A 22,758-nucleotide genomic window follows, 5' to 3' on the forward strand; every position below is an offset into this window, starting at 1 on the left:
CCGCTCAACGCACGAGCGCCGATCGACCGGTCACAGACTTCCCTTGGTAGACAGCACACCGGTCACGCGAGGGTCGTACTCGGTGGCCTGACGCAGTGCCCGAGCCACGGCCTTGAACTCGGCTTCGGTGATGTGATGCTGATCGCGACCGTAGATCACCCGAACGTGCAGTGCGATGCGGGCGTTCGAGGCCAGCGTCTCGAACACGTGCTTGTTGATCACCGTGGAGTACGGAACACCGGGGTAGCCGCCGATCACCGAGTGCACCATGTAGTCCGGCTCGCCGGTGTGTACGCAGTACGGACGACCGGACACGTCGACGGCCGCGTGCACGAGCGTTTCGTCCATCGGAATGAACGAGTCACCGAACCGAGTGATGCCCGCCTTGTCGCCGAGGGCCTGACCGAGGGCCTGGCCGAGCACGATCGCAGTGTCCTCGACGGTGTGGTGCGCCTCGATCTCGATGTCGCCCTTCGCGCGCACCGTCAGGTCGAAACGAGCATGGGTGCCGAGCGCGGTGAGCATGTGGTCGTAGAACGGAACGCCGGTGGAGATGTCGACGATGCCGGTGCCGTCGAGGTTCAGCTCGACCGAGATGTCGGATTCCTTCGTGGTGCGCTCGATCTTGGCGATGCGGGGAGCGGGTGTGGTCACTTCGGTGCCTCTGCTGTTTCGGTCGATGCGAGTGCTGCGCTGACGGTGAGGAATCGGTCGTTCTCGTGCGCCAGTCCGATGGTGACGCGAAGATATCCGGGAATTCCGACGTCCCGGATGAGCACGCCTTCGTCCAGGTACCGCTGCCAGGTCGCGGCCGCATCGGAGAACCGACCGAAGAGCAGGAAGTTGGCGTCGGACGGCACCACGTCGTACCCCTGGCGGCCGAGAGCCGCTGCCACCCGATCTCGTTCGGCGGAGAGTTCGGCCACGCTCCCGAGGGTGTCCGAGGCATGCCGCAGCGCCGCTCGCGCAGCTGCCTGCGTGACGACCGACAGGTGATACGGCAAGCGCACCAACAACATTGCGTCGACCACGGCCGGGGCAGCCACCAGATATCCCAGCCGACCGCCGGCGAACGCGAACGCCTTGCTCATCGTTCGGCTGACCACGATCTTGCTGGGGTAGCTCTCGATCAAGCCGATCGCGCTCGGCGCAGAGGAGAATTCCGCGTAGGCCTCGTCGACCACCACGATTCCCGGTGCCGCGTCGAGGATTCGGCGCAGATCAGCCTCGTCGATGCTGTGGCCCGTCGGATTGTTGGGGCTGGTGACGAACACGACATCGGGTCGACGTTCTTCGATCGCCTGCACTGCGTAGTCGACGTCGAGAGAGAAATCTGCCCGACGCTTCGCCGGAATCCATTCGGTCTGCGTCCCGGAGGAGATGATCGGGTGCATCGAGTACGACGGTACGAAGCCCAGCGCGGTGCGATCCGGTCCCCCGAATGCCTGCAGCAACTGCTGCAGAATCTCGTTGGAGCCGTTGGCCGCCCACACATTTGCCGCGTCGACCGCGAAGCCGGTCTGCTCGGTGAGATAGCGGGCGAGGTCTGCCCGTAATTCGTCGGCATCGCGATCCGGGTAGCGGTGCAACTGCCCGGCGGCGAGCCGAACGGAGTCCGCCACATCGTCGATCAAGGCCTGCGTCGGCGGGTGCGGATTTTCGTTGGTGTTCAACTGAACCGGCACGGTCAGCTGCGGCGCACCGTACGGCGACTTGCCGATCAGTGCCTCACGCAGTGGGAGGTCGTCCAGCGAGACCGCTTGTCCCAGAGCATCGGTCATGACGGATCACCGGTACGCAACCCTTCGAACCGCAGCCGCACCGCTTCTCCGTGAGCCGGCAGATCCTCGGCGTTCGCCAGCGCAATGACGTGTGCTGCAACATCTTTCAGCGCGGATTCGCTGTAGTCCACCACGTGGATTCCGCGCAGGAACGTCTGCACACTGAGGCCGGACGAGTGGCGCGCGCATCCCGCCGTCGGCAGGACGTGATTGGAGCCGGCGCAGTAGTCGCCGAGGCTCACCGGAGACCACGCACCGACGAACACGGCACCGGCGCTGCGCACCCGGGCTGCGACGTCGGACGCGTCCTTCGTCTGGATCTCGAGGTGCTCGGCGGCGTAGGCGTTGACCACGGCCAATCCCTGCGTGACGTCGTCGACCAGCACGATGCCGGACTGGCTTCCGTTCAGTGCGGTGGCCACGCGTTCTGCATGCCGGGTGGACGCCATCTGTGCGTTGACGGCCTCGTCCACGGCATCGGCCAGTTCGATACTGTCGGTGACCAACACGCTGGCCGCCATGACGTCGTGTTCGGCCTGGCTGATGAGGTCCGCTGCCACGTGAATCGGGTCCGCGGTGGCGTCGGCGAGAATCGCGATCTCGGTCGGCCCTGCCTCGGAGTCGATTCCGACGAGCGAGCGACACAGTCGCTTGGCGGCCGTGACGTAGATGTTGCCCGGACCGGTGATCAGATCGACCGGTGCCAACTCGCCGCCGTCGGTGTCGACGCCGCCGTAGGTGAGCAGCGCGACACCCTGTCCACCGCCGACGGCCCAGACCTCGTCGACGCCGAGCAGCTGCGCCGCAGCCAGGATCGTCGGGTGCGGCAGGCCGCCGAAGTTCTTCTGCGGCGGCGATGCCACCACCAATGAGCCGACGCCTGCGATCTGCGCGGGCACCACGTTCATCACGACCGACGACGGATACACGGCGTTGCCGCCGGGCACGTACAGGCCGACGCGATCGACGGGGATCCAGCGTTCGGTCACGGTGCCGCCGGGTACCACCTGGGTGGTGTGGTCGGTTCGACGCTGATCCGAGTGCACCAGTCGGGTTCGTTCGATCGCGACCTCGAGGGCAGCGCGAACATCGGAATCGAGCTCGGCGAGGGCCTTGACCAGTTCTTCCTGCGGGACGCGAATGCGATCCGGCCGGACGCCGTCGAACTTCTCACTGAACTCGAGCGCAGCCTCGGTGCCGCGTTCGCGGACGGCATCGACGACGGGGCGAACCTGATGCAGCACCGAATCGACATCCACTCCGCCTCGAGGAAGTGCGCCGCGTAGTTCGGCGGTGGATGGAGTTCGTCCGCGTAGATCGACGCGGGCGAGCTCGATGCGGGCAGGCATAGTGGGCCCCTTCGTGAAGTCGGTTCGGTGCCGGGGTTCGGTCGAAGCCGGGGTTCGGTCGTAACAGTGTGGTTCGAACACCCAGGATAGTTCCACCGAATTCCGCTCAGCCCCGCACGTCCCACAGATGATGGATGGGGTCGTGAATGTAGTAGGCGGCCAGTGATTCGACCGAGAAGTTCGATCCGTCGCTGCGCCGACCGGTCCGATGCCGATTCTCGGGCGGAACAGCGGCGAAATCGTCGGCGAGGGCGCGCGCGGCGTCACCGAGTTCCGACGCCACTGTCGCGGGATCCTGGGAGTTGTAGTCGTCCGCCAGCGCAGTGGCGTCCTGGTCCCAGTTCGCGAACTCGGGATCGTCCTCGGTCAGCACCAGCGCCAGCCGGGTACGGAAGATCCGGTGCGCGTCACGTACGTGCGCGGCGTACTCGAGGGCGGACCACGTCGAGTCGTCGGGGCGCAGAGCAACGTCTTTGCGCCGCAGAACCGCTTCCCAACGCTCGACGTCGGCGCGAATAAGGTCCGGGATGTCGTCGTATACGACGGCACTGGAGTCGAACCCGCAGTCCGGGCAGGCTCGTTCGAGTACCCAGGTCCAGTTCTTGGTGTCGGGATCGACCGGCATGCCGGTCAGAATAGATGCAGGTCAGGCGTAGCGGGCGGCCAGGTTGCGCAGCGTGCTCTTGATGCCCTGCGCGTTCTTCTGCGGCATCTTGAACAGTTCCAGCATCTTCGGGGACTTCGCTGTTCCGTACTTGAAGCTCTCGGTGACCGTCGTCAGTCCCGGCTGCTTCTCCTCGAACTCCCAGCGCCAGCTGTGCCCCAGCGGATGCTGCCACTCGACGACCTTGTGCTTGTCTGCGTCGACGAACTCGGTGACGGTGCTGGTGATCTTGTACGGCACGCCGTACTGCTTCATGCCGACCGAGAATTTGGCACCGCTACTGAGACGATCGGGGCCTTTGACGGTGTCCTTGACGGTGCCGGACCCGTCGAGTTCGCCATGGCGGCGCGGATCGGCCACGATCGCGAACAATTCGGCCGCAGGCGCTCGAACCTCGGTCTGCTTGGAAACTTGCTGCGGTCCTGTGTCGATGGATCTGATGTCTGCCATTCGGGAGGTCTACCCCGTCGCGCTGCGTTCGACACCCGCGGCCGGGCGGAATCGGAGTTGACGGGCGTAGTTCAATGAACGCATGTCCTGGTCAGTGTGGCTCGCATTCCTCGGCGCGAGCATCGTCATCAGTCTCTCCCCCGGTGCCGGTGCCATCGCGTCGATGTCCACCGGGCTTCGCTACGGCCTACGCCGCGGATACTGGAACATCTTCGGGTTGCAGATCGGGTTGCTCCTGCAGATCGGCATCGTCGCCGTCGGGCTCGGAGCTGTTCTGGCGAACTCCGCGCTGGCCTTCACCGCCATCAAATGGTTCGGCGTCGCCTACCTGGTCTATCTGGGCATTCGGCAATGGCGTGCGGCCCCCACCGACGTCGCCGACGCTCCAGCGGTGGCCGACCGCGGAACGACGATGCTCGCCCGAGGATTCCTCGTCAACGCGAGCAACCCGAAGGCGGTCGTCTTCATGGTCGCAGTGCTCCCCCAGTTCCTCGACCCGGCTCGGCCCCTACTGGCCCAGTACCTGGCGATCGCGGCCACGATGGTGGCAGTCGACATGCTGGTGATGACCGGATACACATCCCTGGCATCTCGGGTGCTGCGGCTGATGAAATCGCAGCGCCAGCAGAAAACGATGAATCGCACGTTCGCCGGGATGTTCTTCGCCGCTGCGACGTTTCTCGCGACCGTCCGGCGCGTGACTCCGTGAGGAAATACCGCGTGATCATGAAGAACGCACTCGGCGGCGACCCGATCCCACTGGGACTGTTCGACACACTCCTCGAGGCCAACACGTGGATCCAGGACGTCGGCAAGCGAGACGAGCACGAACTGGGCACTTACACAGTGGAAGTGGAAGCAGCGGAGTGAGTCGGCGGTGTCCGTGTTCGAGCGGTGACACGTTCGACGCATGCTGCGAGCCGTATCTGCTCGGAGTAGCGAACGCACCGACGGCGGAGACACTGATGCGTTCGCGATTCACCGCGTTCGCCGTCGCAGACGTGGACTACCTCCGCAGATCGTGGCATTCCGACACCGCACCGTCCGAGCTGGAATTGGACCCCGATCAGCGGTGGTATCGACTCGACATTCTGGCAACCGACGCCGGTGGATTGTTCGACGACGCAGGAACCGTCGAATTCCGAGCTCGGTACAAGCATCCCGATGGGGCGGGCTCGATGACCGAGGTGAGCCGCTTCGTTCGAGTGGACGGCCGCTGGCGTTACCTCGACGGGGTGGTCTCCCGCTAGAGGTTGCGGAGCTTTGTCGGCCGATTACCGGCGGTACGACGTGCTTCTTGCTTCTCCTTGATGCGTTCGGCATCCTTGCGCACCTGAATCTGGGTGCGACGCTCCCGGACGAGCCACTGCGGCGGGCTGGCAACGAGCTCATCGATGGCATCACTGGTCAACGCTTCGGTGACACCGCCGCGGGCCAGTCCTGCGATGGACACGCCGAGCTTCTTCGCGATGACGTCGCGCGGGAAGGGTCCGTTGGTCTGCAAGTCGGTCAACCACTGAGGCGGATCGCTGCGCAACGCGTCCAGTTCGGACCTGCTGACCATCGAACTCTGGAATTCTTCGGGTGCTGCGGGAAGATAGATGCCGAGCTTGTTCGCCGCGGTCAATGGCTTCATGGTCTGCTGCTTGTTCTCCGGGCTCACCGGAACAGCTTATCCGGCCATGAGCGCTCTCGACGCCACGGTCGCTCGCGGCCCGCGTCGTCCCATAGGGTCGACACCGTGAACATCGATGTGCAGACACTGCGCTGGTATGCGGCCGTGGCGCAGCAACTGCATTTCGCGCGCGCTGCTCAGTCGCTGGGAATTTCGCGAATCCGATTGAGCAAGACGGTCGTGGAACTGGAGGAGCAGCTCGGCGTCGACCTGTTCGTACCGGGTGCCTCGCCCACCGAGCTCACCGCGGACGGCCGCGATCTACTGGAGCGGGCGCTGGCGGCGATCGCCGAGGACGACCGGCTGTCGGAACTCGCGCAGGTTGCTGCAGCCGAGCCGACGACCTTCACCATCGGGTACGCCGAGGGGGTCACGCTCACCAAGTGGACACGCATCTGGGCCGATCGGTTCCCCGATGTCACTCTCTCCGTGGTGGCGACAACCCCGGAGACACAGGTGGCGGCCTTGCACGACGGCACGGTCGATGTGAGCTTCGTTCGTCCGCCGATCGATCGCGAAGGCCTCAACGCGATCGGTCTCTATCAAGAGGTGCAGGTCGTGGTGGTACCGAAGGACCACGCAGTCGCCGCATTCGATTCGGTCACCGCCACCGACCTCGCCGACGAACATCTGCTCGCCGACCCCGCGACGGTGCCCGAATGGGCAGCTGTGGCAACCGAACTCGTGACCGGCAATCGCCCGGAACTTCCGCCGATGAATTCCGCCGCGGAGACGTTCGAGTACGTGGCCGCCGGGTTGGGGGTGGCGATCGTGCCGCACTCGGTGGCGCGTTTCAACGCCCGTAAGGACCTCGTCTACCGCCCGGTGACCGACGTCGAGCAGTCGCAGATCGCACTGGCCTGGGTCGCCGAACGCGAGGACGACCGCATCGAGGAATTCATCGGCATCGTCCGAGGCCGCTCGACCCGCAGCTCACGAGGCGCATCCGACGAGGCACCGGTCAAGAAGAAGAAAGCGCACCCCTCCAAACCTGCTCGCCCCGTTGCCAAGACGAAAACGAACGCCCGACGCAGCGGGAAGCGTCGCTGAGTCTGCACTGTTGCGCCGCTCCCGAATCGTGACAAACGTGTGTTCGAAAGTTTGTCGGTGGGTCGCGGTAGATTTCGTTCATGCTTTCGGGGGACGGCGGATCAGGGGTGGACGGCATCGATGTGGTGCCGCCTGCCCCTGACGTGTCCGATCCCGACTTGTCGGCATTCGTGGAGCGGGTCGAGTCCGCGGTCGCGGAGTTGGCGCGGCAGGCGTCGGTGTCGTGGACGAACGCCGACCGGCGTGCGGTGATCCAACGCATGGAGACGGTGACCCGATCCTTGTCGGCCTACTCGTACACCTGGCTCAACGAGCTGATCGCGCAGCACGGCCTCGACGTGTATCCGGGCTCGGTCCCGTCCTCGGTGGCGTGGATGCTGCGGATCACGCCTCGAGCAGCAGGAGCACGAGTCCGTCTGGCTGCACAATTGGGTGATCGAACGTCGTTGTCCGGAGGAGTACTGGCCCCGTTGCTACCGCGAACTGCCGAAGCATTACGGGCCGGGTTGCTCGACGCCAAGCACGTGCAGATGATCCGCGAATTCTTCCGCCATCTGCCCTCGAGTGTCGATCCGCAGACCCGCGATCTCGCCGAACAACAGTTGGTGGAACAGGCAGTGAAATTGCGGCCGGACGATTTCGCGCCGGTGGTGGCGTGCCTGGACGCGATGCTGAACCCGGACGGCGACCACGACGATGATGATGACGATGACGACGGAAACCCGCCGAAGCCACGGAAGCGGAGGGATGCGTTCTTCTACCTCGGCGAGCAAGGGGTCGACGGGATGTCGGAAGGAAAATTCTGCGTCGACCCCGAACTGAGGGCCTACCTCGAGGCCCTGTTCTCCAAAGCCGCGAAACCGGGAGTGAACAACCCCGCAGACCCGACATCGATCGTCCACGACGAGACCGAAGGGGACGGCAGTGCCACTGCGCCGCAGCCCGAGTCGACGTCCAATGATGCACGGTTGTGGGACAACACCGGCTGTGACGGTGAGGGCGAATGCGGCGAGGGTGCCGACTGTGGTTGCGGCACTGAGTCAGGTGACACGCCTGACACCGGCGACGACGACAGCGACACTGGTGTCGACGATCCTGCCGCGGACAAGACAGCAACGCGGGACGCGGCCGCCGCACGCGATCTCCGCACCCAGAACGAACGTCGTCACGACGCCCTGAAACTGGCGCTCCGGCAGGTACTGGCATCCGGAACCCTCGGCACCCACCGAGGCCTGCCCGTCACCGCGATCGTCACCATGAGCCTGAAAGATCTGGAAGCCGGCTGCGGCTACGCGAAGACCGCTACCGGATCACGAGTGTCGATCCGCGACGCGATCCGCATGGCCTCCCACGCCCACCACTACCTGACGATCTTCGACGACGACGGCAGAGCCCTCTATCTGGGTCGATCGAAACGCATCGCCTCCGCAGACCAACGCATCGTGCTCATCGCCCGAGACCGCGGCTGCAGCTTCCCCTCCTGCACCCGCCCCGCAACCTGGTGCCAAGCCCACCACCTCACCGACTGGATCGACGGTGGCAACACCGACATCGACGGATTGACCTTCGGCTGCGACATGCACCACGCACTCGTCGGCACCGGACCAGGAAAGTGGTCGACCACCAAAACCACAGCAGCACATCGCTACCCAGGCCGGACCCTGTGGCACCCACCAGCCGGGATGGACCCACGCAGGCGTGGGCTGATCAATCACGCACACCACCCCGAAGAGGTGCTGTACCCGCCGGACCAGCATGACGACACCGGCGACGAGGAACCACGACAACCCGCCTGACGACCCACACCAGTCTCAGGGCACAGCCCTGCCTGCACCCGCGCTGACGTGCCTCAGCGAACCGGGTGGCGCTTCCGATTGTGAATCAGAACAGCTACTCCGAGTCCCACCGACATCAACAGAAGCGGTGCGGCGATGACGAGGGAAGCGTCGATCGCCACGAACAGAATGAGCAGCAACGCTGCTGCCAGGAAATACACGGCGGCGAAACGTGGAGTCCACAGGACGGAGTCCATTCCACACCTCCTTGCGCGTACGAACTACTTGTCGTTACCGAAGGTAACTGAAGAGAGCCGAGTGCACTAGAGGCCAAGGCCCCGCAGTCGGTCGATCTCACGACGATCGCGCTTGGTGGGCCTGCCTGCCCCTCGATCACGCCTTGGTACGGAAGCCAGAACTTCCTTCGGTGGTGGCGGCGGACTGCGATCGATCAAGCACTCGGGAACGACCGCTGCGCCGACGCGTTTGCTGATGGCCCGCACCACGACGACGATCTTCTCGAGCCCGTCGGCTCGAAGCCTGATCTCGTCGTCGGGGCCGATGCGATGCCCTGGCTTGGCGGGTGTTCCGTTGACGCGAACGTGCCCGCCGCGGCAGGCAGCAGCAGCGGCAGACCGCGTCTTGAACAACCGGACCGCCCAGATCCAACTGTCGAGGCGGACACTCTGAACTTCCATCTTCGAACGAATTCCTCACATCGCGAGGCTCGACTACATGTCCAGGCCGAGATCGAGCACTGTCACCGAGTGTGTCAGACCGCCGACAGCAAGAAAGTCGACCCCCGTGCGCGCATAGTCGCGTGCCACGTCGACGGTCAGGCCACCCGAGGATTCCAGCTTCGTCTGCGGCGCGAACTTGTCTCGGCGCTGCACGGCCATTTGCGTCTGCCACAGCGCGAAGTTGTCCAGCAGAACGAGTTCCACGTTCTCCGCCAGCACCTGGTCGAGTTGCTCGAGGCTGTCGACCTCGACCTCGCACGCGATGTCGGGAGCCGCAGCCCGCACCGCGTTCAGAGCGGCGACGACCGAACCGGCCGCTGCCACGTGATTGTCCTTGATCAGCGCGGCATCGCCCAGACCCATCCGGTGATTGACGCCACCACCTGCGCGTACTGCGTACTTCTGCAGCGAACGCAACCCCGGCAACGTCTTTCGACTGTCCCGGATCTTGCACTCGGTGTCTGCGACCTCGGCGACCCAGCCGGCCGTCGCGGTGGCGATTCCAGAGAGATGGCAGACGATGTTGAGCATCGTGCGTTCGGCAGTGAGCAGACCCCGCGTCGGCGCCTCGACCGTCAGAACGGCCTGTCCCGGTTCGACCTCGGATCCGTCCTCGATGCGATGCACGACGGAGTATCCGTCAGCTCTGATCACCTCGTCGAGAACCAGGAGGCCGACATCGATCCCGGCGATCGTGCCGAACTGGCGCGAGACCACCGACGCCGTGGCGACGGCATCCTCGGACACCGTTGCCAGCGTGGTGATGTCGGGCCCGTACCGCAGGTCCTCGTCGAGCGCGGTCCGAATCAGTGCGAGTACCTCGGCGCGATCGACGCCCGGGTTCACCTCGTTCGCGGTGTCGGTCATGTCAGCGTGCTCCCGTCATCACGTCGTCGTTCACGATCGCCAACCGTCCGTCGAGATCTCGTTCGACGAACAGGCTTCGGCGTTGCGCAGGCGCGCTCTCCGGATGATCGCGTCGGGTATGGCACCCTCGGCTCTCACGGCGCTCGGCCGCGGCCATCACGATCACCTCCGCCGCAGCGGTCAACGCTGCGTCCTCGACGGCGCGCGCATCCACCGGCGGTTCCGATACCACGCCGTGCGCCAGAACGCGTTGCGCTGCAACAACACCCGCTGCATCTCGTACCACGCCGACCTCGGCGGTCATGGTTCGCTGCAGTACCGCGCGGCCGATACGGGAATACGTGGGCATTGCGACATCGGAAATGCTGCCGCGTCGGCCGACCCGTTCGGCAGCCACGTAGGCCGCACGCTCACCGACGACGAGACCCTCGAGCAGACTGTTCGACGCCAACCTGTTGGCACCGTGCAAGCCGGTGCGCGCCACTTCACCTGCGGCAAGCAAGCCGGGAACCGAGGTGCGCCCGGATGTATCCGTCGCCACGCCCCCGCAGGAGTAATGCGCTGCAGGTGCCACCGGAATCAGGTCTTTCGCCGGATCGATGCCGGCCTGTAGGCATGAGGCGGTCACGGTCGGGAACCGTTCGTGGACGCGTTCCACCGTGCGGGCATCCAGTAACACGTGGTCGTCACCGCGTTCGTGCAGCAGCTCGGCGATGGTGCGGGACACCACGTCGCGTGGCGCGAGGTCGCCGAGTGGATGCACTCCCGCCATGAAGGCACGGCCGGTGACATCGACCAGGCGGGCTCCCTCGCCCCGCACTGCCTCGCTGATCAACGGGCGACGGCCCGTCGACCCCGCGGCGAACAGCACCGTCGGATGGAACTGCACGAATTCCAGATCCGCGATCCGAGCACCGGCGTCGAGGGCGAGTGCGATGCCGTCGGCCGTCGCGCCGGACGGGTTGGTGCTGCACGAGAAGAGTTGTCCCAGTCCGCCGGTGGCGAGCAGCACCGTCGGGCAATGAACGACGCCGACACCGCGAGGCCCGCGCACGAGCAGACCGACCACCTCGCCGTGGGTGGTCAGTACCCGCAGCGCGGTGGTGTCGAACTGCACCGTGGGCACGGACGCGTCCAACGTGCACTGCACCTCTGCCCCGGTGGCGTCTCCCCCGGCATGAACGATGCGACGGACGCTGTGGCCACCCTCGCGGGTCCGCGCAACGGTGCCGTCGGCCGCCAGGTCGAACTGTGCGCCCGCAGCTTCGAGCGAGGTGATCGCCGCCCGTCCGCCGGAGACGATCGAACGCACCGCGTCCTCGTCGCACAGGCCGGCGCCGGCGACACAGATGTCGGCCACATGCGATTCGATCGAATCCTCGAGTTCGGGGCCGACGACCGCGATCCCACCCTGGGCGTACTGCGTTGCGGTGGCGGTGGAACTCCCCTTGCTGACGGTCAGCACCCGCAGGCCGCGAGCTGCCGCCGTGCGAGCCGCGGTGAGTCCGGCAATCCCACCGCCGACCACGACGAGATCGGCCGCGGTTTCCCACGCGACCGATGGATTCACTCGCCGCCGCCAGGGGTGCCGATCTCGATCATCCGCTGCACCGACTTGCTCGCGATGTTCGCGGTCTCGAGGTCGACGTGCACCTCGTCGCGCCCCTCGACGAGGCAGCGCAGCAGAGCAGCAGGGGTGATCATCTTCATGTAGCCGCACGATGCGCGGTCGTTGACGGCGAGAAAGTCGACGTCGGGTGCCGCCATCCGCAGCTGATGCAGCATGCCGATCTCGGTGGCGACCAGAACCTGCTTGGACGCGGTGGTGCGGGCAGCGTCGAGCATGCCGCCGGTGGAGAGGATCTTGACCTTGTCGGCGGGTACGAATCCCTCGCCTGCGAGGTACAGAGCCGATGTGGCGCAGCCGCATTCGGGGTGCACGTACAGCTCGGCATCGGGGTGGGTGCGAGACTTCTCGGCCAACTCGTCGCCGTTGATACCGGCGTGCACATGGCATTCTCCGGCCCAGATGTGCAGGTTCTCGCGCCCGGTCACGCGCTTGACGTGCGCGCCGAGGAACTGATCGGGCAGGAACAGGATGTCGCGGCCCGGATCGATCGACTCGACGACCTCGACGGCGTTCGAGGAGGTGCAGCAGATGTCGGTCAGTGCTTTGATCTCGGCGGTGGTGTTGACGTACGAGACGACGACGGCGTCGGGAAAATCGGCCTTCCATTCGCGGAGCTGGTCTGCGGTAATGGAATCGGCCAGTGAGCAGCCGGCGCGCTGGTCCGGGATGAGGATCGTTTTCTGCGGGCTCAGGATCTTGGCGGTTTCGGCCATGAAATGAACTCCGCAGAACACGATCGTGTCCTCGGGCACCTCGGCGGCCATCCGCGAGAGCGCGAGCGAGTCGCCGACATGGTCGGCAACGTCCTGAATCGCGGGCAGCTGGTAGTTGTGCGCGAGCAGCGTCGCGCCGCGCAGATCGGCGAGCCGTCGAACCTCTGCCGCCCACTCGGGAGTTGCCTCCACTCCCCCGTAACCACCTGCTCCGTCGACGATGTCGCGAACTCCGGCGAATGCCGAGTCCAGGATGTTCACCCGGGTAGCGCTGCTGGTCATGACGGTTCTCCTTCACCGATCATCCGGTCGTCGGTGACCGAATTTCCTCCGAGGGAGTTTTCGACCTATGATCGAAAACGTGACCTATCGTAGCACCGTCCACGAAGTACTCATTGCGGTGTTCCAAGTTCGAGCCTTTTCCGACCCCGACGCCCCGGAACTGGCGGTGCTGCTGTGGCAGCGCGCCCTCGACCCCGAGGCCGACACCTGGTCGCTGCCCGGTGGCACGCTGCGCGACGACGAGAACCTCGCCGCGTCCGCGCGCCGTCAGCTCGCCGAGAAGGTAGACGTGCGCTCGGTGGCGCACCTCGAGCAGCTGTCGGTCTTCAGCGAACCCGAACGCGTACCGGGAGACCGGCGGATCGCGTCGACCTTCCTGGGCCTGGTACCGATCTCGGCCGAGCCGACACTCCCCTCGGACACCGCATGGCACCCGGTTTCGGCACTGCCCGACATGTCGTTCGATCACGGAACCGTCGTCGCGCACGCGAGACATCGACTGGTCGCGAAACTCTCGTACACCAACATCGGATTCGCACTGGCTCCGGTCGATTTCGCGATCTCGTCGCTGCGCGAGATCTACGGTGCCGCACTCGGATATCAGGTCGATGCCACCAACCTGCAGCGGGTGCTGAGCCGGCGCGGTGTCATCGAACCCACCGGACGGCGCGCGCCGTCGGGCAAGGCCGGTGGCAGACCGCCCGCACTGTTCCGCTTTGCCGACAACAGTATTCGAGTCACGGACGAGTTCGCCGCATTGCGACCGCCCCAGGCGTGAACGGCTGCTGTCAGTCGGCTCGATTCGAGTCGAACGACGGTGGCGGCGGGAAGAACTCGACATCGAGGTCGTCCGGATCGGGATCGGTGTGTTGCAGATTGTCGTTGGGATTCATCGCCGCCAGAAGCATGATCACCAGCGAAGCCATCAGTGCCTGAACGATCAGCACCTGCGGAGTCTCGATACTGGGCGCAACGGTGACGATCGACCCGACCGCCGGGTCGGTGACCTTCGGAAACCGAAGAGCAGCAATCCCGTTGCCCACCAGGATCGCAGCGACCGAGCCGGCGAGTGCGCCGACGAAAACGGCACCGAACAGCCGTGGACCCCGCTCGGACCTCCACAGCCACCACCCGATCGGGAGAACGAGACCGAGGGCCAAGGAAAGGAACGAGAACATCGCGAGGCCGTCGAAGCTGTGCAGACTCTCCCCGGTCAGGGCCGCCCCGCGATCCTGCGCCACCACGAGCAACTGCTGCGCCGGTGCCAGGAATCCCCACAGCATCCCGCCCAGAGCCGACACTGCCACCGAGATTCCGACAACCACCGACAACACCCGAACGGTGCTGCTCCGCGGCGGCACTTCGAGAACGTCCGACGTGACCACCTAGCGCCTACCCGTCGCGGCCGAATCGACGAGGCCGTGACGCGAGCACAGCGACGTCCACCCGTCGGGGACGATCTGCACCACCATGCGGCGACCGCATTCTGCGCAGAACCGCGGCGGCTCCAAACCGAGCCGGACGGCGACCGACAACGAACCCGCACCCACCTCGGATCCGGCGTCGACAGGCCGACCGGTGTACGGGTCGTAGTGGGTCTCGCTCGTCATTCGACCCACCCTAATACGCCCATCAGATCGTCGAGTTCAGCGCTTTGATCGGCATCTGCAGCTCGCCGAGAAGATCGAGATCCTGCTCCGCTGGGCGGCCGAGTGTCGTCAGGTAGTTGCCGACGATGACGGCATTGATCCCGCCGAGAATCCCCTGCTTGGCACCGAGGTCGCCGAGGGTGATCTCGCGTCCGCCTGCAAATCGCAGAATCGTGCGTGGCAGAGCGAGACGAAACGCGGCGACGGCGCGCAGAGCATCGGATGCCGGCAGCACATCGAGATCTCCGAACGGCGTTCCGGGCCTCGGGTTGAGGAAGTTCAGGGGCACCTCGTCGGGTTCGAGAGCAGTGAGATCAGCGGCGAACTCGGCCCGCTGCGCGAGCGTCTCCCCCATGCCGAGAATTCCGCCGCAGCACACCTCCATGCCCGCCTCCCGCACCATGCGCAGGGTATTCCACCGCTCCTCCCAGGTGTGGGTGGTCACCACGTTCGGGAAATACGAGCGAGAGGTCTCGAGATTGTGGTTGTACCGATGCACGCCCATCGCCGCGAGCTGATCGACCTGATCCTGGTCGAGCATGCCGAGCGAGCACGCGATATCGATCTCGACCTCGTTCCGGATGGCTTCGATACCGGCGGCGACCTGCGCGAGCAGCCGAGCGTCGGGGCCGCGTACCGCCGCGACGATGCAGAATTCCGTTGCTCCGGTCTTCGCGGTCTGCTTCGCAGCTTCCACCAGCGACGGAATGTCGAGCCACGCAGCACGAACCGGGGAAGCGAAAAGACCGGATTGCGAACAGAAGTGACAGTCCTCGGGACACCCACCGGTCTTGAGGCTGATGATTCCTTCCACCTCGACCTCGGGCCCGCACCACTTCATCCGCACCTCGTGGGCCAACAGCATCGTCTCCTCGAGACGGTCGTCGCCGAGCTCGAGAACCTCGAGAACCTGAGATCGATCGAGCGCGATGCCGTCGCCGAGCACCTGAGTACGCGCCGTGCGCAAAATGTCCATTCCTGGTCCCCTCGTAGTCGAACGGCATCACTATTGAACACCGTTCAAGTTGAACGGTGTTCACGTTAGGCGCCGGGCTCGGCTACTGTCAAAGCGAAGATGCGTCGAACGACTTGGGGGCAGCAGTGCAACTGAACAGGCAGGACGTCCTGGACGGCGCGATCGCCATTCTCGACGAGTACGGCCTGGCAGACCTGACGATGCGGCGACTCGCTACGTCGCTGCACGTACAACCCGGCGCGCTGTACTGGCACTTCCCCAACAAACAGACGCTGCTCGGTGCCATCGCCGATCACATACTCTCCGGTGCCGATGCGCCGTCCACCGAAGATTCGTGGGACGCACAGATCGGGCAGATCGCCCACCGACTGCGCGACGCCCTACTTTCCCGACGCGACGGTGCCGAATTGGTGGCCGCGACGTACGCGTCGAGGCTGACCACCAACCACATTCGCGAACGCATTGCCGCCGTGTGCATTCGAGCGGGACTGCCGCGACGCGACGCGGAACTCACCGCCGACACGTTGCTGTACTACATCCTGGGGCAGACCGTGGACGAGCAAGCGCGCCTACAGATGGACTCCGTCGGAGCCCTCGCGCCCGACGCGTCACCGCTGTTCGAGGAACCCGACCCGACGAGCAGATTCGATTTCGGACTGCAGCTCTTCCTCGACGGAGTACGGCATACCGCGGCGGACCGCATCCGCCACTAGTCGATCAGAATTCGGCGAAGACGATCCGCCCGTTCCCGTTGTCCAAGGCCATGGTTCCGTCGTCCCGAGACCACCGCGGGGTGGAGGTCAGGAACGCCGACAGCCATCGGTCCTGCTCCATCAACGCCTCCGGGCAGGCCATCCGCGTCGACCCGAGAGAGTCGATGGTGATCCTGCCCTGCGAGGTGTCCACGGTGCCGAACAACCTGTTGCACCCGGCCTCGGCCGAGATTCGGTCGTCGACGAACTCGAGCCTGACCGTCGTTCCGGCGACCGGCGTGTAGGAGTCGGGTGCCTCGACCGACGAGTACGTCTTGCCGGCCGGGAATTCACCGTACGAGTCGGTGCACCCGGAGGCCACCGCACTCGCACCCAACGCGAGAGCGACCAGCGCGCGCCGCGCGTCAGCCACCGAAGATCGGCCCCAGACCGGCCGCACCGGCATTTCCGCGGGACGCGAACGGGTTGTCGTGCACCATGTACGTCCAGGTCGACGTCGGGCGTCGCAAGCCCGCTTCGTCCAGATCGATTCCGTCCGAGGTGATCTCGGCCGACTCGAACGTAGCGTGCGAGAGATCCATCGCCTTGGAGGACACCGTCTTGAACGCCTCGACAGCGATCCGGTGGTACTCGTCCAACGGATTCTCTCGACCGAGTGCGCGCAGGTGAATACTCTCGCGCACGTCGGCGAGGTGTGCGAGATAATCCGACCACGACCGATCGAGGTGGTACAGAACGATCTGGCGGGCGACCTCGACCAGAGTCTCCTCGGACACGTTCTCGCGCAACTCCTTCGAGCGCGCAGGCGCGTGCTGCTCGAGTAGCGTCAACGCCTCGTCGGTGTCGAGCAACGTGGCCCGGCGGCGATCCAGGATCTCACGGTGCTGAGCCGTCAGCTGGTTGTAGCGCCAGGTACGCGAATGTATTTCGAGCATCTGACCTTCGGCGATGCGCTGTGCATGATCGACGCGGGCGGCCGCGGCCGGGGAAGTGAACATTCCGCTCTCGTCGGTATCCTTCGGTGCATCCTTGTCGCCTATGTTGTTCTTGACGACGTCGTCCTCCCAACTGCCGAAGAACAGCGACCGCCCTGGATCTCCCTGCCTGCCCGCGCGTCCGCGGAGCTGATTGTCGAGACGCTCGGTGGTGTGCCGACCGGTACCGAGAACGAACAGTCCGCCGAGCTCGGCAATACGTTCGCGATCGGTGCCGTCGGGACCACCGAGCTTGATGTCGGTTCCGCGCCCGGCGATCTGCGTCGACACCGTCACTGCGCCGTGCACACCCGCCGCGGCGATGACCGCCGCTTCCTCGGCGTCGTTCTTGGCGTTGAGTACCACCACGTCGACGCCCGAGGCGGTGAGCGTCTCGGCCAGCGCCTCGGACTCGGCGACATCGTGGGTACCGATGAGAATCGGCTGACCGGTCTCGTGAATCTCTTTCACCTGCAGTGCAATTGCAGCGTTCTTGTGCTCGATCGTGTCGTACACACGGTCGTCCTCGTCGACGCGCACCGTCGGCACATTGGGATCGATGACCGAGACACCGAGACTGTAGAACGTGCGAAGCTGCTCCCCCGCCGCCATGGCCGTACCGGTCATACCGCACACCGTTGCGTACCGATTGATCAACGCCTGCACAGTGATGGTGTCGAGAATTTCACCGGTCTCGGTGGGGGCGAGCCCTTCCTTGATCTCGACCGCGGCCTGCAACCCGTCCGGCCAGCGCTGCAGTTCGGCAACTCGGCCACGTGAGGCGTTGATCAGCTGCACACGACCGTCACGAACGATGTAATCGACGTCGCGCTGGACCAGCACCTGGGCATGCAGGGCCACGTTGACCGCGACCAACGTCGTCCCGACGTGCTGCTCGGAGTAGAGGTCGATTCCGCCCAGTTCCTTCTCCATCCGCAACGCGCCCTCGTCGGTGAGGAACACGTTGCGTCCTTCGGCATCGGTGTCGAAATGAACGCCCTTGTCCAACAACCGGACTGCATCCATGACCGTCGAAGTCGAGACGTCACCGGAGACCGAACCGGCCAACACCAGCGGAACGAGCGCCTCGTCGACCAGCACGGAATCGGCCTCGTCGATCAGGGCAACGTCCGGAACGGGCGCGACCAGATCGTCGCGGTCGTTCACCAGATGATCACGCAGAACATCGAAACCGATCTCGTTGACCGAGGCATAGGTGATGTCGCAGGCGTAGGCGGTGCGCCGCTCCTGGGCAGTCGAGGACTCGCCGATGGAACCGACCGTGATACCGAGGGACTCGAACAGCGGTTGCATCCACTGCGCGTCACGTTGCGCGAGAAAGTCGTTGACCGAGATGACGTGCACCGCGCGTCCGGACAACACGTATCCGACGGCAGCGATGGCACCGGCCAGCGTCTTGCCCTCGCCGGTAGCCATTTCCACCACGTCACCGGCGAGCAACCGCACGGCACCGTGCAGCTGCACGTCGAACGGCCGTAGCTTCAGCGCACGCTCGCTCGCCTCGCGCGTCAACGCCAGATACCGCGGAACGTCGAGACGCTCGGCGGTGTCGACACGCAGCGCGGCCGCCTCGGTCGCCAATTCACTCTCGCTCAGGGCAGCTGCCCACTCCGCGTGCTCCTGGGCTCGGTCGACGCTTCGACGCGAGGTGCTCTGCGCCTTCTGCGCGGATCGGCCGAGTACACGCCAGAATCGGTCGGAGCCCAAAGCCATCTGTTATCCCTACCTGAGAAAGAAAAACCGTTCTCACCCACAGTACCGAGTGCGGCTCGCCCCAGCTCTAAGCATCGAGCGGCGTCGTCACCGCGATCCGGCGCGTGCCGTCGTCCAGCGTCACCACCTGATAGGCATTGCGCTCGGTTCCCACCGGCGAACCGTCGGAGTCGAGGTTCTCGAGTAGAAGATGCCCGACCCAGATACCCGGCACCTCTGCCTCGGTGACGATGTCGCGGGCCCGCACACCCTCGATTCCGCGCGACCGATAGTAGGTCTGCCCCTGCCGAAAGAACTCTCGGGTCTGCTGCGGCTCGGCGATCGCCGCACATCCCCGCGCTGTGACCGCCAGAGCCGGATAGTGGTAGATCTCGGCTAGACCGTCGAGATCACCCGAGGTCAGGTACCCCGTATAACGAGCGAAGAAGCTGTCGACCGATTCGTTGTCAGGTGTCATATCGACAACGGTAGGACCCATTCCCGTCAGGGCTGTGTCGGGAATCGGGAAAAATTCGGACGGTGCCGAAGCAGAATGCGCCCCAGTCGCTCGACAGCGTGCTCACCCTGCGCCGCGTCGCGCGTCAGCAGCGGATCGTCGAATGGCTGGGGTCCGCGGCTGGGCCGTTGACCTCGCCCGAACTCGCGCAGCGGCTCGGGGTCTCCGTGCGCACCGTCGAACGCGACCTCGCCCGGTTGCGTGAGTCCGGGGTCCCTGTCGATGCGGTGCCGGGTGTGCACGGCGGATCTCGGCTGGCGAGTGTCGCCTCGCCCCGGCCTGTGGGGTTGACCGCTCCCGAGATAGCAGCACTCATCGCCAGCCTCGCCGCTCTGGGGCCTACCGAAACCGACAGTGCCGCATCGGCAATGAACGCTTTGATCGAGGCATTGACCACCGAGTGATCTGGGAGTGGGAATCACCGTTTTCCACGCCACCAGGGTCAGAGTTGCGCAACCAAGGCAGGCAATCCCGTCGCGGCCGTGGTGCGCCACCGGTGATCGGCCATGTCCGAGACCTCGGTTTCGACCGGGTTGATCTCGACCACCGTCGCTCCGGCGCTGCGGGCGATCGCGGGCAGCCCGGCAAACGGGTACACGACTCCGGACGTGCCTACGACGAGAACGAGGTCGGCCTCACGAACCGCGTGCTCGGCCGCCTCCCACGCGGCCTCGGGCAGAGATTCCCCGAACCACACTGCTCCGGGCCTGATCAGCCCGCCGCACAGCGGGCATTCCGGCGGCGGAACCCGCTGATCGGCCTCGGCCAGGGCGTCGGCCGCACCGTCGTCGAACGATGCTCGTGTTCCACAGTCGCTGCAGTACGGCTCGAACAGACTGCCGTGCACGTGCGCGAGAACCGTGGCCCCGGCCCTCTCGTGCAGGTCGTCGACATTCTGGGTGGCGATGTCCACGTGCGCCCGCTGCTGCCACTGCGCAAGTGCCACGTGACCGGCGTTGGGCTGGGAGCGTCGGACCAGTTCGGCTCGCCATCGATACCAGCCCCACACCAGATCGCTGTCGGCCAGCCACCCCTCCGGGCTGGCGAGATCCTTGGGGTCGAAGTCCTTCCACAACCCGCTCTGGGCGTCCCGGAACGTGGCGATCCCCGACTCGGCCGACATTTCTAACAGACTTTCCGTTACCGTTGTCTCCAGGAGCACCACCAGGGCCAGGAGGACCGGAAATGAACGCCACCGACGAGGCGCTGACCGCCGTTATCTACGCTCGCGTGTCGAGGGATACGACGGGCCGAGGTAAAAGCGTCGAACAACAAATAGCCGAATGCAGAACGACGTGCGAAAACGAAGGCTGGCAGATAGCCGAGATCGTCACCGACAACTCGATAAGCGCCTCACGTTACGAACTCCGAAACCGACCCGGCTACGAATCCCTGACGCGCATTCTCAAGCCTGGAATGGTGTTGGTCGTCTGGGAATTCTCCCGAGCTGGCCGACGAACTCAAGAACACCTTGCACTGCAAGAACTCTGCGAGGAGCGGAGCGTCCTGTTTCGAGCCGGTAGCAGAAACTACGACTTCCGCAAATCTGAGGATCGGTTCATAGGCACCCTCGAATCGGCCATAGCCGCGAAGTCGTCCGACGAGACGAGAGAACGTGTCCTCAGGGCGAAGCGCGCCGATGCCGAAAGAGGTCGACCGAATGGAGCACTCGGATTCGGGTTCATGCCGACCATCGATCCGGTAACGCACGAGAAAGTGTGGACACTCGACCCGATCACAGCGCCACTCGTGAAAGAAGCCGCTACAGCCATCCTCGCGGGCGCATCGTTGAACTCGATTGTGAAGGACTGGAACCAGCGCGGCATAAAGACGTTCAAAGGCAACGACTGGCGATCGATCACGCTTCGGCAATTGTTGTTGCGCCCCGCTATCGCCGGACTACGGCAGCACCAGGGCCAGACGACGGCCGTCAAAGCGGTATGGCCTCCGATCATCACGGAACAACAGCACCGCGCCCTGGTAGCGACGTTTACCGACCCGAGCCGTAAGACGCAGCGCGGCAGCGAGGTTAAGCACCTGCTGAGCAATGTGGCCGTGTGCGGCAAGTGCGGTAAGCCCGTCGTTCGCATGTCCCCGAACCCGAAACTCCAACGCGAATCGCGCTACGCCTGCCCCGATCGTCACGTCGGCAGAAATCAGGCCGAGGTCGATAAGCACGTCGTGTCCGAGCTACTGCGGATCATGGACGACAGGCTGGCCGATGAGTTCCTGATGGACGAGACCGGCGCGGCCGATGGCATGGACTCCCCGAGCGAGCACCACCTGACGAAAGCCGCCGAGCTACAGCAACAACTAGACGACGCGACAGCCGAGTTCATCGCTGGTCGACTCACCGCTGCGACGTTGGGACGTATCGAGGCCGCTCTACTCCCCCAGATCGATCAGGAGCGCCGATCAGCCGCCGAACGTACGTCGAACCCGCTACTGGCGAAGCTGGCCGCAGGAGCCGCAGGAGCGTGGAAAGCCGCCGACGTAACCGAGCGCCGCGCCATGATCCGTGCGGCCGTGGTGGTGACGATTCAACCGGTCGGCAAGGGCGGTACTCATGTGTTCGATCCGAACGGGGTGACTGTCGAGAGACGCCGCTGATCGCCCAACCCACGCATGGGAACAAAAGTCAATAGGTCGGCGTTAAGTGAGATAGAACTCACCCGACGACAGGAAGCGCCATGATCCACGGATTCAGCCCGAAGCCCGAAGCGCCGTTCAGGATTCGACGCCCGTCGACGGGCGAAATCGTGACGACGACCATCCTTGCAACCGTTGTCGAATCCCCCAGTCATCGAGTCCGGCCGGACCTCTTTCGTGTACGTCACGAGAGCGTCGACACCACTACGGACGCACTTCGGGAGCAATGGGGCGAGCCCTACCTGATCTTCCTCGACGCTGAGGACTACCTGTAAGTGATCCGCACGGACACAACGTTTTACCCATCCGTGAGGAGTACTTAGATGTCACGAGGACTAGGAACGGCGCAACGTCGAATACTGGCCGAGCTGGATAAAGACCGGTTCGGCAGAGGTACAGCGCCCGAACTCGCGCAGGCGTTGGGAATGAACGACCGGCAAGTACGCACGGCGCTTCGGTCGCTGGAGAGGCGCGGACTGGTGGTCATCACGGTCGAGTCGCCGCCTGCTGGGTTCTCGCGGACGACAGACACCAGGGCACACAAAGGCGTAGGCAAGTACGGTCCGCTCCGTCAGAAATTCGGCTACAAGT

The 22,758-nt window shown here is 64.9% G+C and carries 28 protein-coding genes; 10 read left to right on the top strand and 18 right to left on the bottom strand.

The annotated features are described in order from the left end of the window. Positions 1-30: 30 nt before the first annotated feature. The 5 genes from hisB to R4P47_RS06775 form a co-directional block, all read right to left on the bottom strand. Positions 31-654 carry an imidazoleglycerol-phosphate dehydratase HisB gene (gene hisB / locus R4P47_RS06755; protein ID WP_032394340.1) on the bottom strand — a complete coding sequence of 208 codons (624 nt, stop codon included), beginning with the start codon at positions 652-654 and terminating at the stop codon, positions 31-33. Further along, the gene (locus R4P47_RS06760) at positions 651-1,781 is read right to left on the bottom strand and encodes a histidinol-phosphate transaminase (RefSeq protein WP_317784328.1); all 1,131 of its coding nucleotides are present in this window, start codon (positions 1,779-1,781) and stop codon (positions 651-653) included. Before R4P47_RS06760 ends, hisB begins: the two co-directional genes overlap by 4 nt. After that, positions 1,778-3,130 (bottom strand): histidinol dehydrogenase, encoded by a 1,353-nt coding sequence (hisD, locus tag R4P47_RS06765; RefSeq protein ID WP_269593940.1) that lies wholly within the window; start codon positions 3,128-3,130, stop codon positions 1,778-1,780. Before hisD ends, R4P47_RS06760 begins: the two co-directional genes overlap by 4 nt. Before the next feature lie 106 nt (positions 3,131-3,236). Continuing rightward, positions 3,237-3,755, bottom strand: coding sequence for a DinB family protein (locus R4P47_RS06770; protein ID WP_317784329.1), 519 nt, complete (start codon positions 3,753-3,755; stop codon positions 3,237-3,239). Positions 3,756-3,776: 21 nt separating this feature from the next. Beyond that, positions 3,777-4,244 (bottom strand): SRPBCC family protein, encoded by a 468-nt coding sequence (locus tag R4P47_RS06775; protein WP_317784330.1) that lies wholly within the window; start codon positions 4,242-4,244, stop codon positions 3,777-3,779. A gap of 82 nt (positions 4,245-4,326) precedes the next feature. Between R4P47_RS06775 and rhtB the strand changes: the two genes are divergently transcribed. The 3 genes from rhtB to R4P47_RS06790 are packed head-to-tail and all read left to right on the top strand — an operon-like array spanning position 4,327 to position 5,494. Further along, the gene (rhtB, locus tag R4P47_RS06780) at positions 4,327-4,953 is read left to right on the top strand and encodes a homoserine/homoserine lactone efflux protein (RefSeq protein ID WP_317784331.1); all 627 of its coding nucleotides are present in this window, start codon (positions 4,327-4,329) and stop codon (positions 4,951-4,953) included. A gap of 11 nt (positions 4,954-4,964) precedes the next feature. Further along, positions 4,965-5,114: a hypothetical protein gene (locus tag R4P47_RS06785; protein WP_155289322.1), complete on the top strand. Its 150-nt coding sequence runs from the start codon at positions 4,965-4,967 to the stop codon at positions 5,112-5,114. Next, entirely contained in the window at positions 5,111-5,494 is a 384-nt protein-coding gene (locus R4P47_RS06790) for a YchJ family protein (protein WP_149406100.1), read from the top strand. The genes R4P47_RS06785 and R4P47_RS06790 overlap by 4 nt, the downstream gene beginning before the upstream one ends. Here R4P47_RS06790 and R4P47_RS06795 read toward each other — a convergent pair. Beyond that, positions 5,491-5,907 (bottom strand): DUF5997 family protein, encoded by a 417-nt coding sequence (locus R4P47_RS06795; protein ID WP_317784332.1) that lies wholly within the window; start codon positions 5,905-5,907, stop codon positions 5,491-5,493. The two genes, R4P47_RS06790 and R4P47_RS06795, sit on opposite strands and share 4 nt — an antisense overlap. Before the next feature lie 78 nt (positions 5,908-5,985). Between R4P47_RS06795 and R4P47_RS06800 the strand changes: the two genes are divergently transcribed. Next, positions 5,986-6,969, top strand: coding sequence for a LysR family transcriptional regulator (locus R4P47_RS06800; protein ID WP_317784333.1), 984 nt, complete (start codon positions 5,986-5,988; stop codon positions 6,967-6,969). A gap of 80 nt (positions 6,970-7,049) precedes the next feature. Continuing rightward, entirely contained in the window at positions 7,050-8,765 is a 1,716-nt protein-coding gene (locus R4P47_RS06805) for an HNH endonuclease signature motif containing protein (RefSeq protein ID WP_317784334.1), read from the top strand. A 53-nt stretch (positions 8,766-8,818) separates the two neighbouring features. Here the strand turns inward: R4P47_RS06805 and R4P47_RS06810 are convergent, their stop codons facing one another. The 5 genes from R4P47_RS06810 to nadA all read right to left on the bottom strand — a co-directional run bounded on the left by R4P47_RS06810 (position 8,819) and on the right by nadA (position 12,976). Next, positions 8,819-9,001, bottom strand: coding sequence for a hypothetical protein (locus R4P47_RS06810; protein ID WP_149406104.1), 183 nt, complete (start codon positions 8,999-9,001; stop codon positions 8,819-8,821). 66 nt (positions 9,002-9,067) lie between these two features. After that, positions 9,068-9,442: an RNA-binding S4 domain-containing protein gene (locus tag R4P47_RS06815; protein ID WP_149406105.1), complete on the bottom strand. Its 375-nt coding sequence runs from the start codon at positions 9,440-9,442 to the stop codon at positions 9,068-9,070. A 33-nt stretch (positions 9,443-9,475) separates the two neighbouring features. Then, positions 9,476-10,351: a carboxylating nicotinate-nucleotide diphosphorylase gene (nadC, locus tag R4P47_RS06820; protein ID WP_317784335.1), complete on the bottom strand. Its 876-nt coding sequence runs from the start codon at positions 10,349-10,351 to the stop codon at positions 9,476-9,478. 1 nt (position 10,352) lies between these two features. Beyond that, entirely contained in the window at positions 10,353-11,921 is a 1,569-nt protein-coding gene (locus tag R4P47_RS06825; RefSeq protein WP_317784336.1) for an L-aspartate oxidase, read from the bottom strand. Then, positions 11,918-12,976: a quinolinate synthase NadA gene (gene nadA / locus R4P47_RS06830; RefSeq protein ID WP_052047833.1), complete on the bottom strand. Its 1,059-nt coding sequence runs from the start codon at positions 12,974-12,976 to the stop codon at positions 11,918-11,920. The genes R4P47_RS06825 and nadA overlap by 4 nt, the downstream gene beginning before the upstream one ends. A gap of 67 nt (positions 12,977-13,043) precedes the next feature. Here nadA and R4P47_RS06835 point away from each other — a divergent pair, with 67 nt between their 5' ends. Continuing rightward, complete coding sequence (locus tag R4P47_RS06835) at positions 13,044-13,754, top strand: NUDIX hydrolase (protein WP_411567307.1); 711 nt, start codon at positions 13,044-13,046, stop codon at positions 13,752-13,754. Positions 13,755-13,764: 10 nt separating this feature from the next. Here the strand turns inward: R4P47_RS06835 and R4P47_RS06840 are convergent, their stop codons facing one another. From R4P47_RS06840 to bioB, 3 genes are read right to left on the bottom strand one after another with little or no spacing between them, the layout of a single operon-like run. Next, positions 13,765-14,361: a DUF2567 domain-containing protein gene (locus R4P47_RS06840; RefSeq protein ID WP_317784338.1), complete on the bottom strand. Its 597-nt coding sequence runs from the start codon at positions 14,359-14,361 to the stop codon at positions 13,765-13,767. Next, on the bottom strand, positions 14,362-14,586 hold the full coding sequence (locus tag R4P47_RS06845; RefSeq protein WP_317784339.1) for a hypothetical protein: 225 nt from the start codon (positions 14,584-14,586) through the stop codon (positions 14,362-14,364). A 22-nt stretch (positions 14,587-14,608) separates the two neighbouring features. Then, positions 14,609-15,601, bottom strand: coding sequence for a biotin synthase BioB (gene bioB / locus R4P47_RS06850; protein ID WP_068052684.1), 993 nt, complete (start codon positions 15,599-15,601; stop codon positions 14,609-14,611). Between the two features lie 125 nt (positions 15,602-15,726). Between bioB and R4P47_RS06855 the strand changes: the two genes are divergently transcribed. Beyond that, complete coding sequence (locus tag R4P47_RS06855; protein ID WP_317784340.1) at positions 15,727-16,314, top strand: TetR/AcrR family transcriptional regulator C-terminal domain-containing protein; 588 nt, start codon at positions 15,727-15,729, stop codon at positions 16,312-16,314. A gap of 4 nt (positions 16,315-16,318) precedes the next feature. Here the strand turns inward: R4P47_RS06855 and R4P47_RS06860 are convergent, their stop codons facing one another. The 3 genes from R4P47_RS06860 to R4P47_RS06870 form a co-directional block, all read right to left on the bottom strand. Continuing rightward, positions 16,319-16,726, bottom strand: a complete 408-nt coding sequence (locus R4P47_RS06860; RefSeq protein WP_317784341.1) for an META domain-containing protein — start codon at positions 16,724-16,726, stop codon at positions 16,319-16,321. Next, positions 16,719-19,022 carry an accessory Sec system translocase SecA2 gene (secA2, locus tag R4P47_RS06865; RefSeq protein ID WP_317784342.1) on the bottom strand — a complete coding sequence of 768 codons (2,304 nt, stop codon included), beginning with the start codon at positions 19,020-19,022 and terminating at the stop codon, positions 16,719-16,721. Before secA2 ends, R4P47_RS06860 begins: the two co-directional genes overlap by 8 nt. A gap of 67 nt (positions 19,023-19,089) precedes the next feature. Continuing rightward, a complete protein-coding gene (locus tag R4P47_RS06870) occupies positions 19,090-19,479 on the bottom strand; it encodes a hypothetical protein (RefSeq protein WP_317784343.1) in 390 nt (129 codons plus the stop codon). Between the two features lie 62 nt (positions 19,480-19,541). On the opposite strand from R4P47_RS06870, the gene R4P47_RS06875 reads away from it, so the two are divergent. After that, positions 19,542-19,922 (top strand): helix-turn-helix transcriptional regulator, encoded by a 381-nt coding sequence (locus R4P47_RS06875; protein ID WP_317784344.1) that lies wholly within the window; start codon positions 19,542-19,544, stop codon positions 19,920-19,922. A 38-nt stretch (positions 19,923-19,960) separates the two neighbouring features. Here R4P47_RS06875 and R4P47_RS06880 read toward each other — a convergent pair whose 3' ends face one another. After that, a complete protein-coding gene (locus R4P47_RS06880) occupies positions 19,961-20,641 on the bottom strand; it encodes an NAD-dependent deacylase (RefSeq protein WP_317784345.1) in 681 nt (226 codons plus the stop codon). Between the two features lie 62 nt (positions 20,642-20,703). Here R4P47_RS06880 and R4P47_RS06885 point away from each other — a divergent pair, with 62 nt between their 5' ends. Further along, positions 20,704-22,128, top strand: a complete 1,425-nt coding sequence (locus R4P47_RS06885) for a recombinase family protein (protein WP_317784346.1) — start codon at positions 20,704-20,706, stop codon at positions 22,126-22,128. An 80-nt stretch (positions 22,129-22,208) separates the two neighbouring features. After that, a complete protein-coding gene (locus R4P47_RS06890) occupies positions 22,209-22,442 on the top strand; it encodes a hypothetical protein (RefSeq protein ID WP_317784347.1) in 234 nt (77 codons plus the stop codon). Positions 22,443-22,758 lie beyond the last annotated feature (316 nt).

This window comes from Rhodococcus sp. IEGM 1370, assembly GCF_033142325.1.
Classification (GTDB): domain Bacteria; phylum Actinomycetota; class Actinomycetes; order Mycobacteriales; family Mycobacteriaceae; genus Rhodococcoides.

Excerpts from the sequence above, each read along its gene's own strand:
- R4P47_RS06760 (WP_317784328.1), bottom strand. The coding sequence starts at position 1,781 with ATGACCGATGCTCTGGGACAAGCGGTCTCGCTGGACGACCTCCCACTG.
- hisD (WP_269593940.1), bottom strand. The coding sequence starts at position 3,130 with ATGCCTGCCCGCATCGAGCTCGCCCGCGTCGATCTACGCGGACGAACT.
- R4P47_RS06770 (WP_317784329.1), bottom strand. The coding sequence starts at position 3,755 with ATGCCGGTCGATCCCGACACCAAGAACTGGACCTGGGTACTCGAACGA.
- R4P47_RS06775 (WP_317784330.1), bottom strand. The coding sequence starts at position 4,244 with ATGGCAGACATCAGATCCATCGACACAGGACCGCAGCAAGTTTCCAAG.
- rhtB (WP_317784331.1), top strand. The coding sequence starts at position 4,327 with ATGTCCTGGTCAGTGTGGCTCGCATTCCTCGGCGCGAGCATCGTCATC.
- R4P47_RS06805 (WP_317784334.1), top strand. The coding sequence starts at position 7,050 with ATGCTTTCGGGGGACGGCGGATCAGGGGTGGACGGCATCGATGTGGTG.
- R4P47_RS06810 (WP_149406104.1), bottom strand. The coding sequence starts at position 9,001 with ATGGACTCCGTCCTGTGGACTCCACGTTTCGCCGCCGTGTATTTCCTG.
- R4P47_RS06815 (WP_149406105.1), bottom strand. The coding sequence starts at position 9,442 with ATGGAAGTTCAGAGTGTCCGCCTCGACAGTTGGATCTGGGCGGTCCGG.
- nadC (WP_317784335.1), bottom strand. The coding sequence starts at position 10,351 with ATGACCGACACCGCGAACGAGGTGAACCCGGGCGTCGATCGCGCCGAG.
- nadA (WP_052047833.1), bottom strand. The coding sequence starts at position 12,976 with ATGACCAGCAGCGCTACCCGGGTGAACATCCTGGACTCGGCATTCGCC.
- R4P47_RS06835 (WP_411567307.1), top strand. The coding sequence starts at position 13,044 with ATGATCGAAAACGTGACCTATCGTAGCACCGTCCACGAAGTACTCATT.
- R4P47_RS06845 (WP_317784339.1), bottom strand. The coding sequence starts at position 14,586 with ATGACGAGCGAGACCCACTACGACCCGTACACCGGTCGGCCTGTCGAC.
- bioB (WP_068052684.1), bottom strand. The coding sequence starts at position 15,601 with ATGGACATTTTGCGCACGGCGCGTACTCAGGTGCTCGGCGACGGCATC.
- secA2 (WP_317784342.1), bottom strand. The coding sequence starts at position 19,022 with ATGGCTTTGGGCTCCGACCGATTCTGGCGTGTACTCGGCCGATCCGCG.
- R4P47_RS06870 (WP_317784343.1), bottom strand. The coding sequence starts at position 19,479 with ATGACACCTGACAACGAATCGGTCGACAGCTTCTTCGCTCGTTATACG.
- R4P47_RS06880 (WP_317784345.1), bottom strand. The coding sequence starts at position 20,641 with ATGTCGGCCGAGTCGGGGATCGCCACGTTCCGGGACGCCCAGAGCGGG.
- R4P47_RS06885 (WP_317784346.1), top strand. The coding sequence starts at position 20,704 with ATGAACGCCACCGACGAGGCGCTGACCGCCGTTATCTACGCTCGCGTG.
- R4P47_RS06890 (WP_317784347.1), top strand. The coding sequence starts at position 22,209 with ATGATCCACGGATTCAGCCCGAAGCCCGAAGCGCCGTTCAGGATTCGA.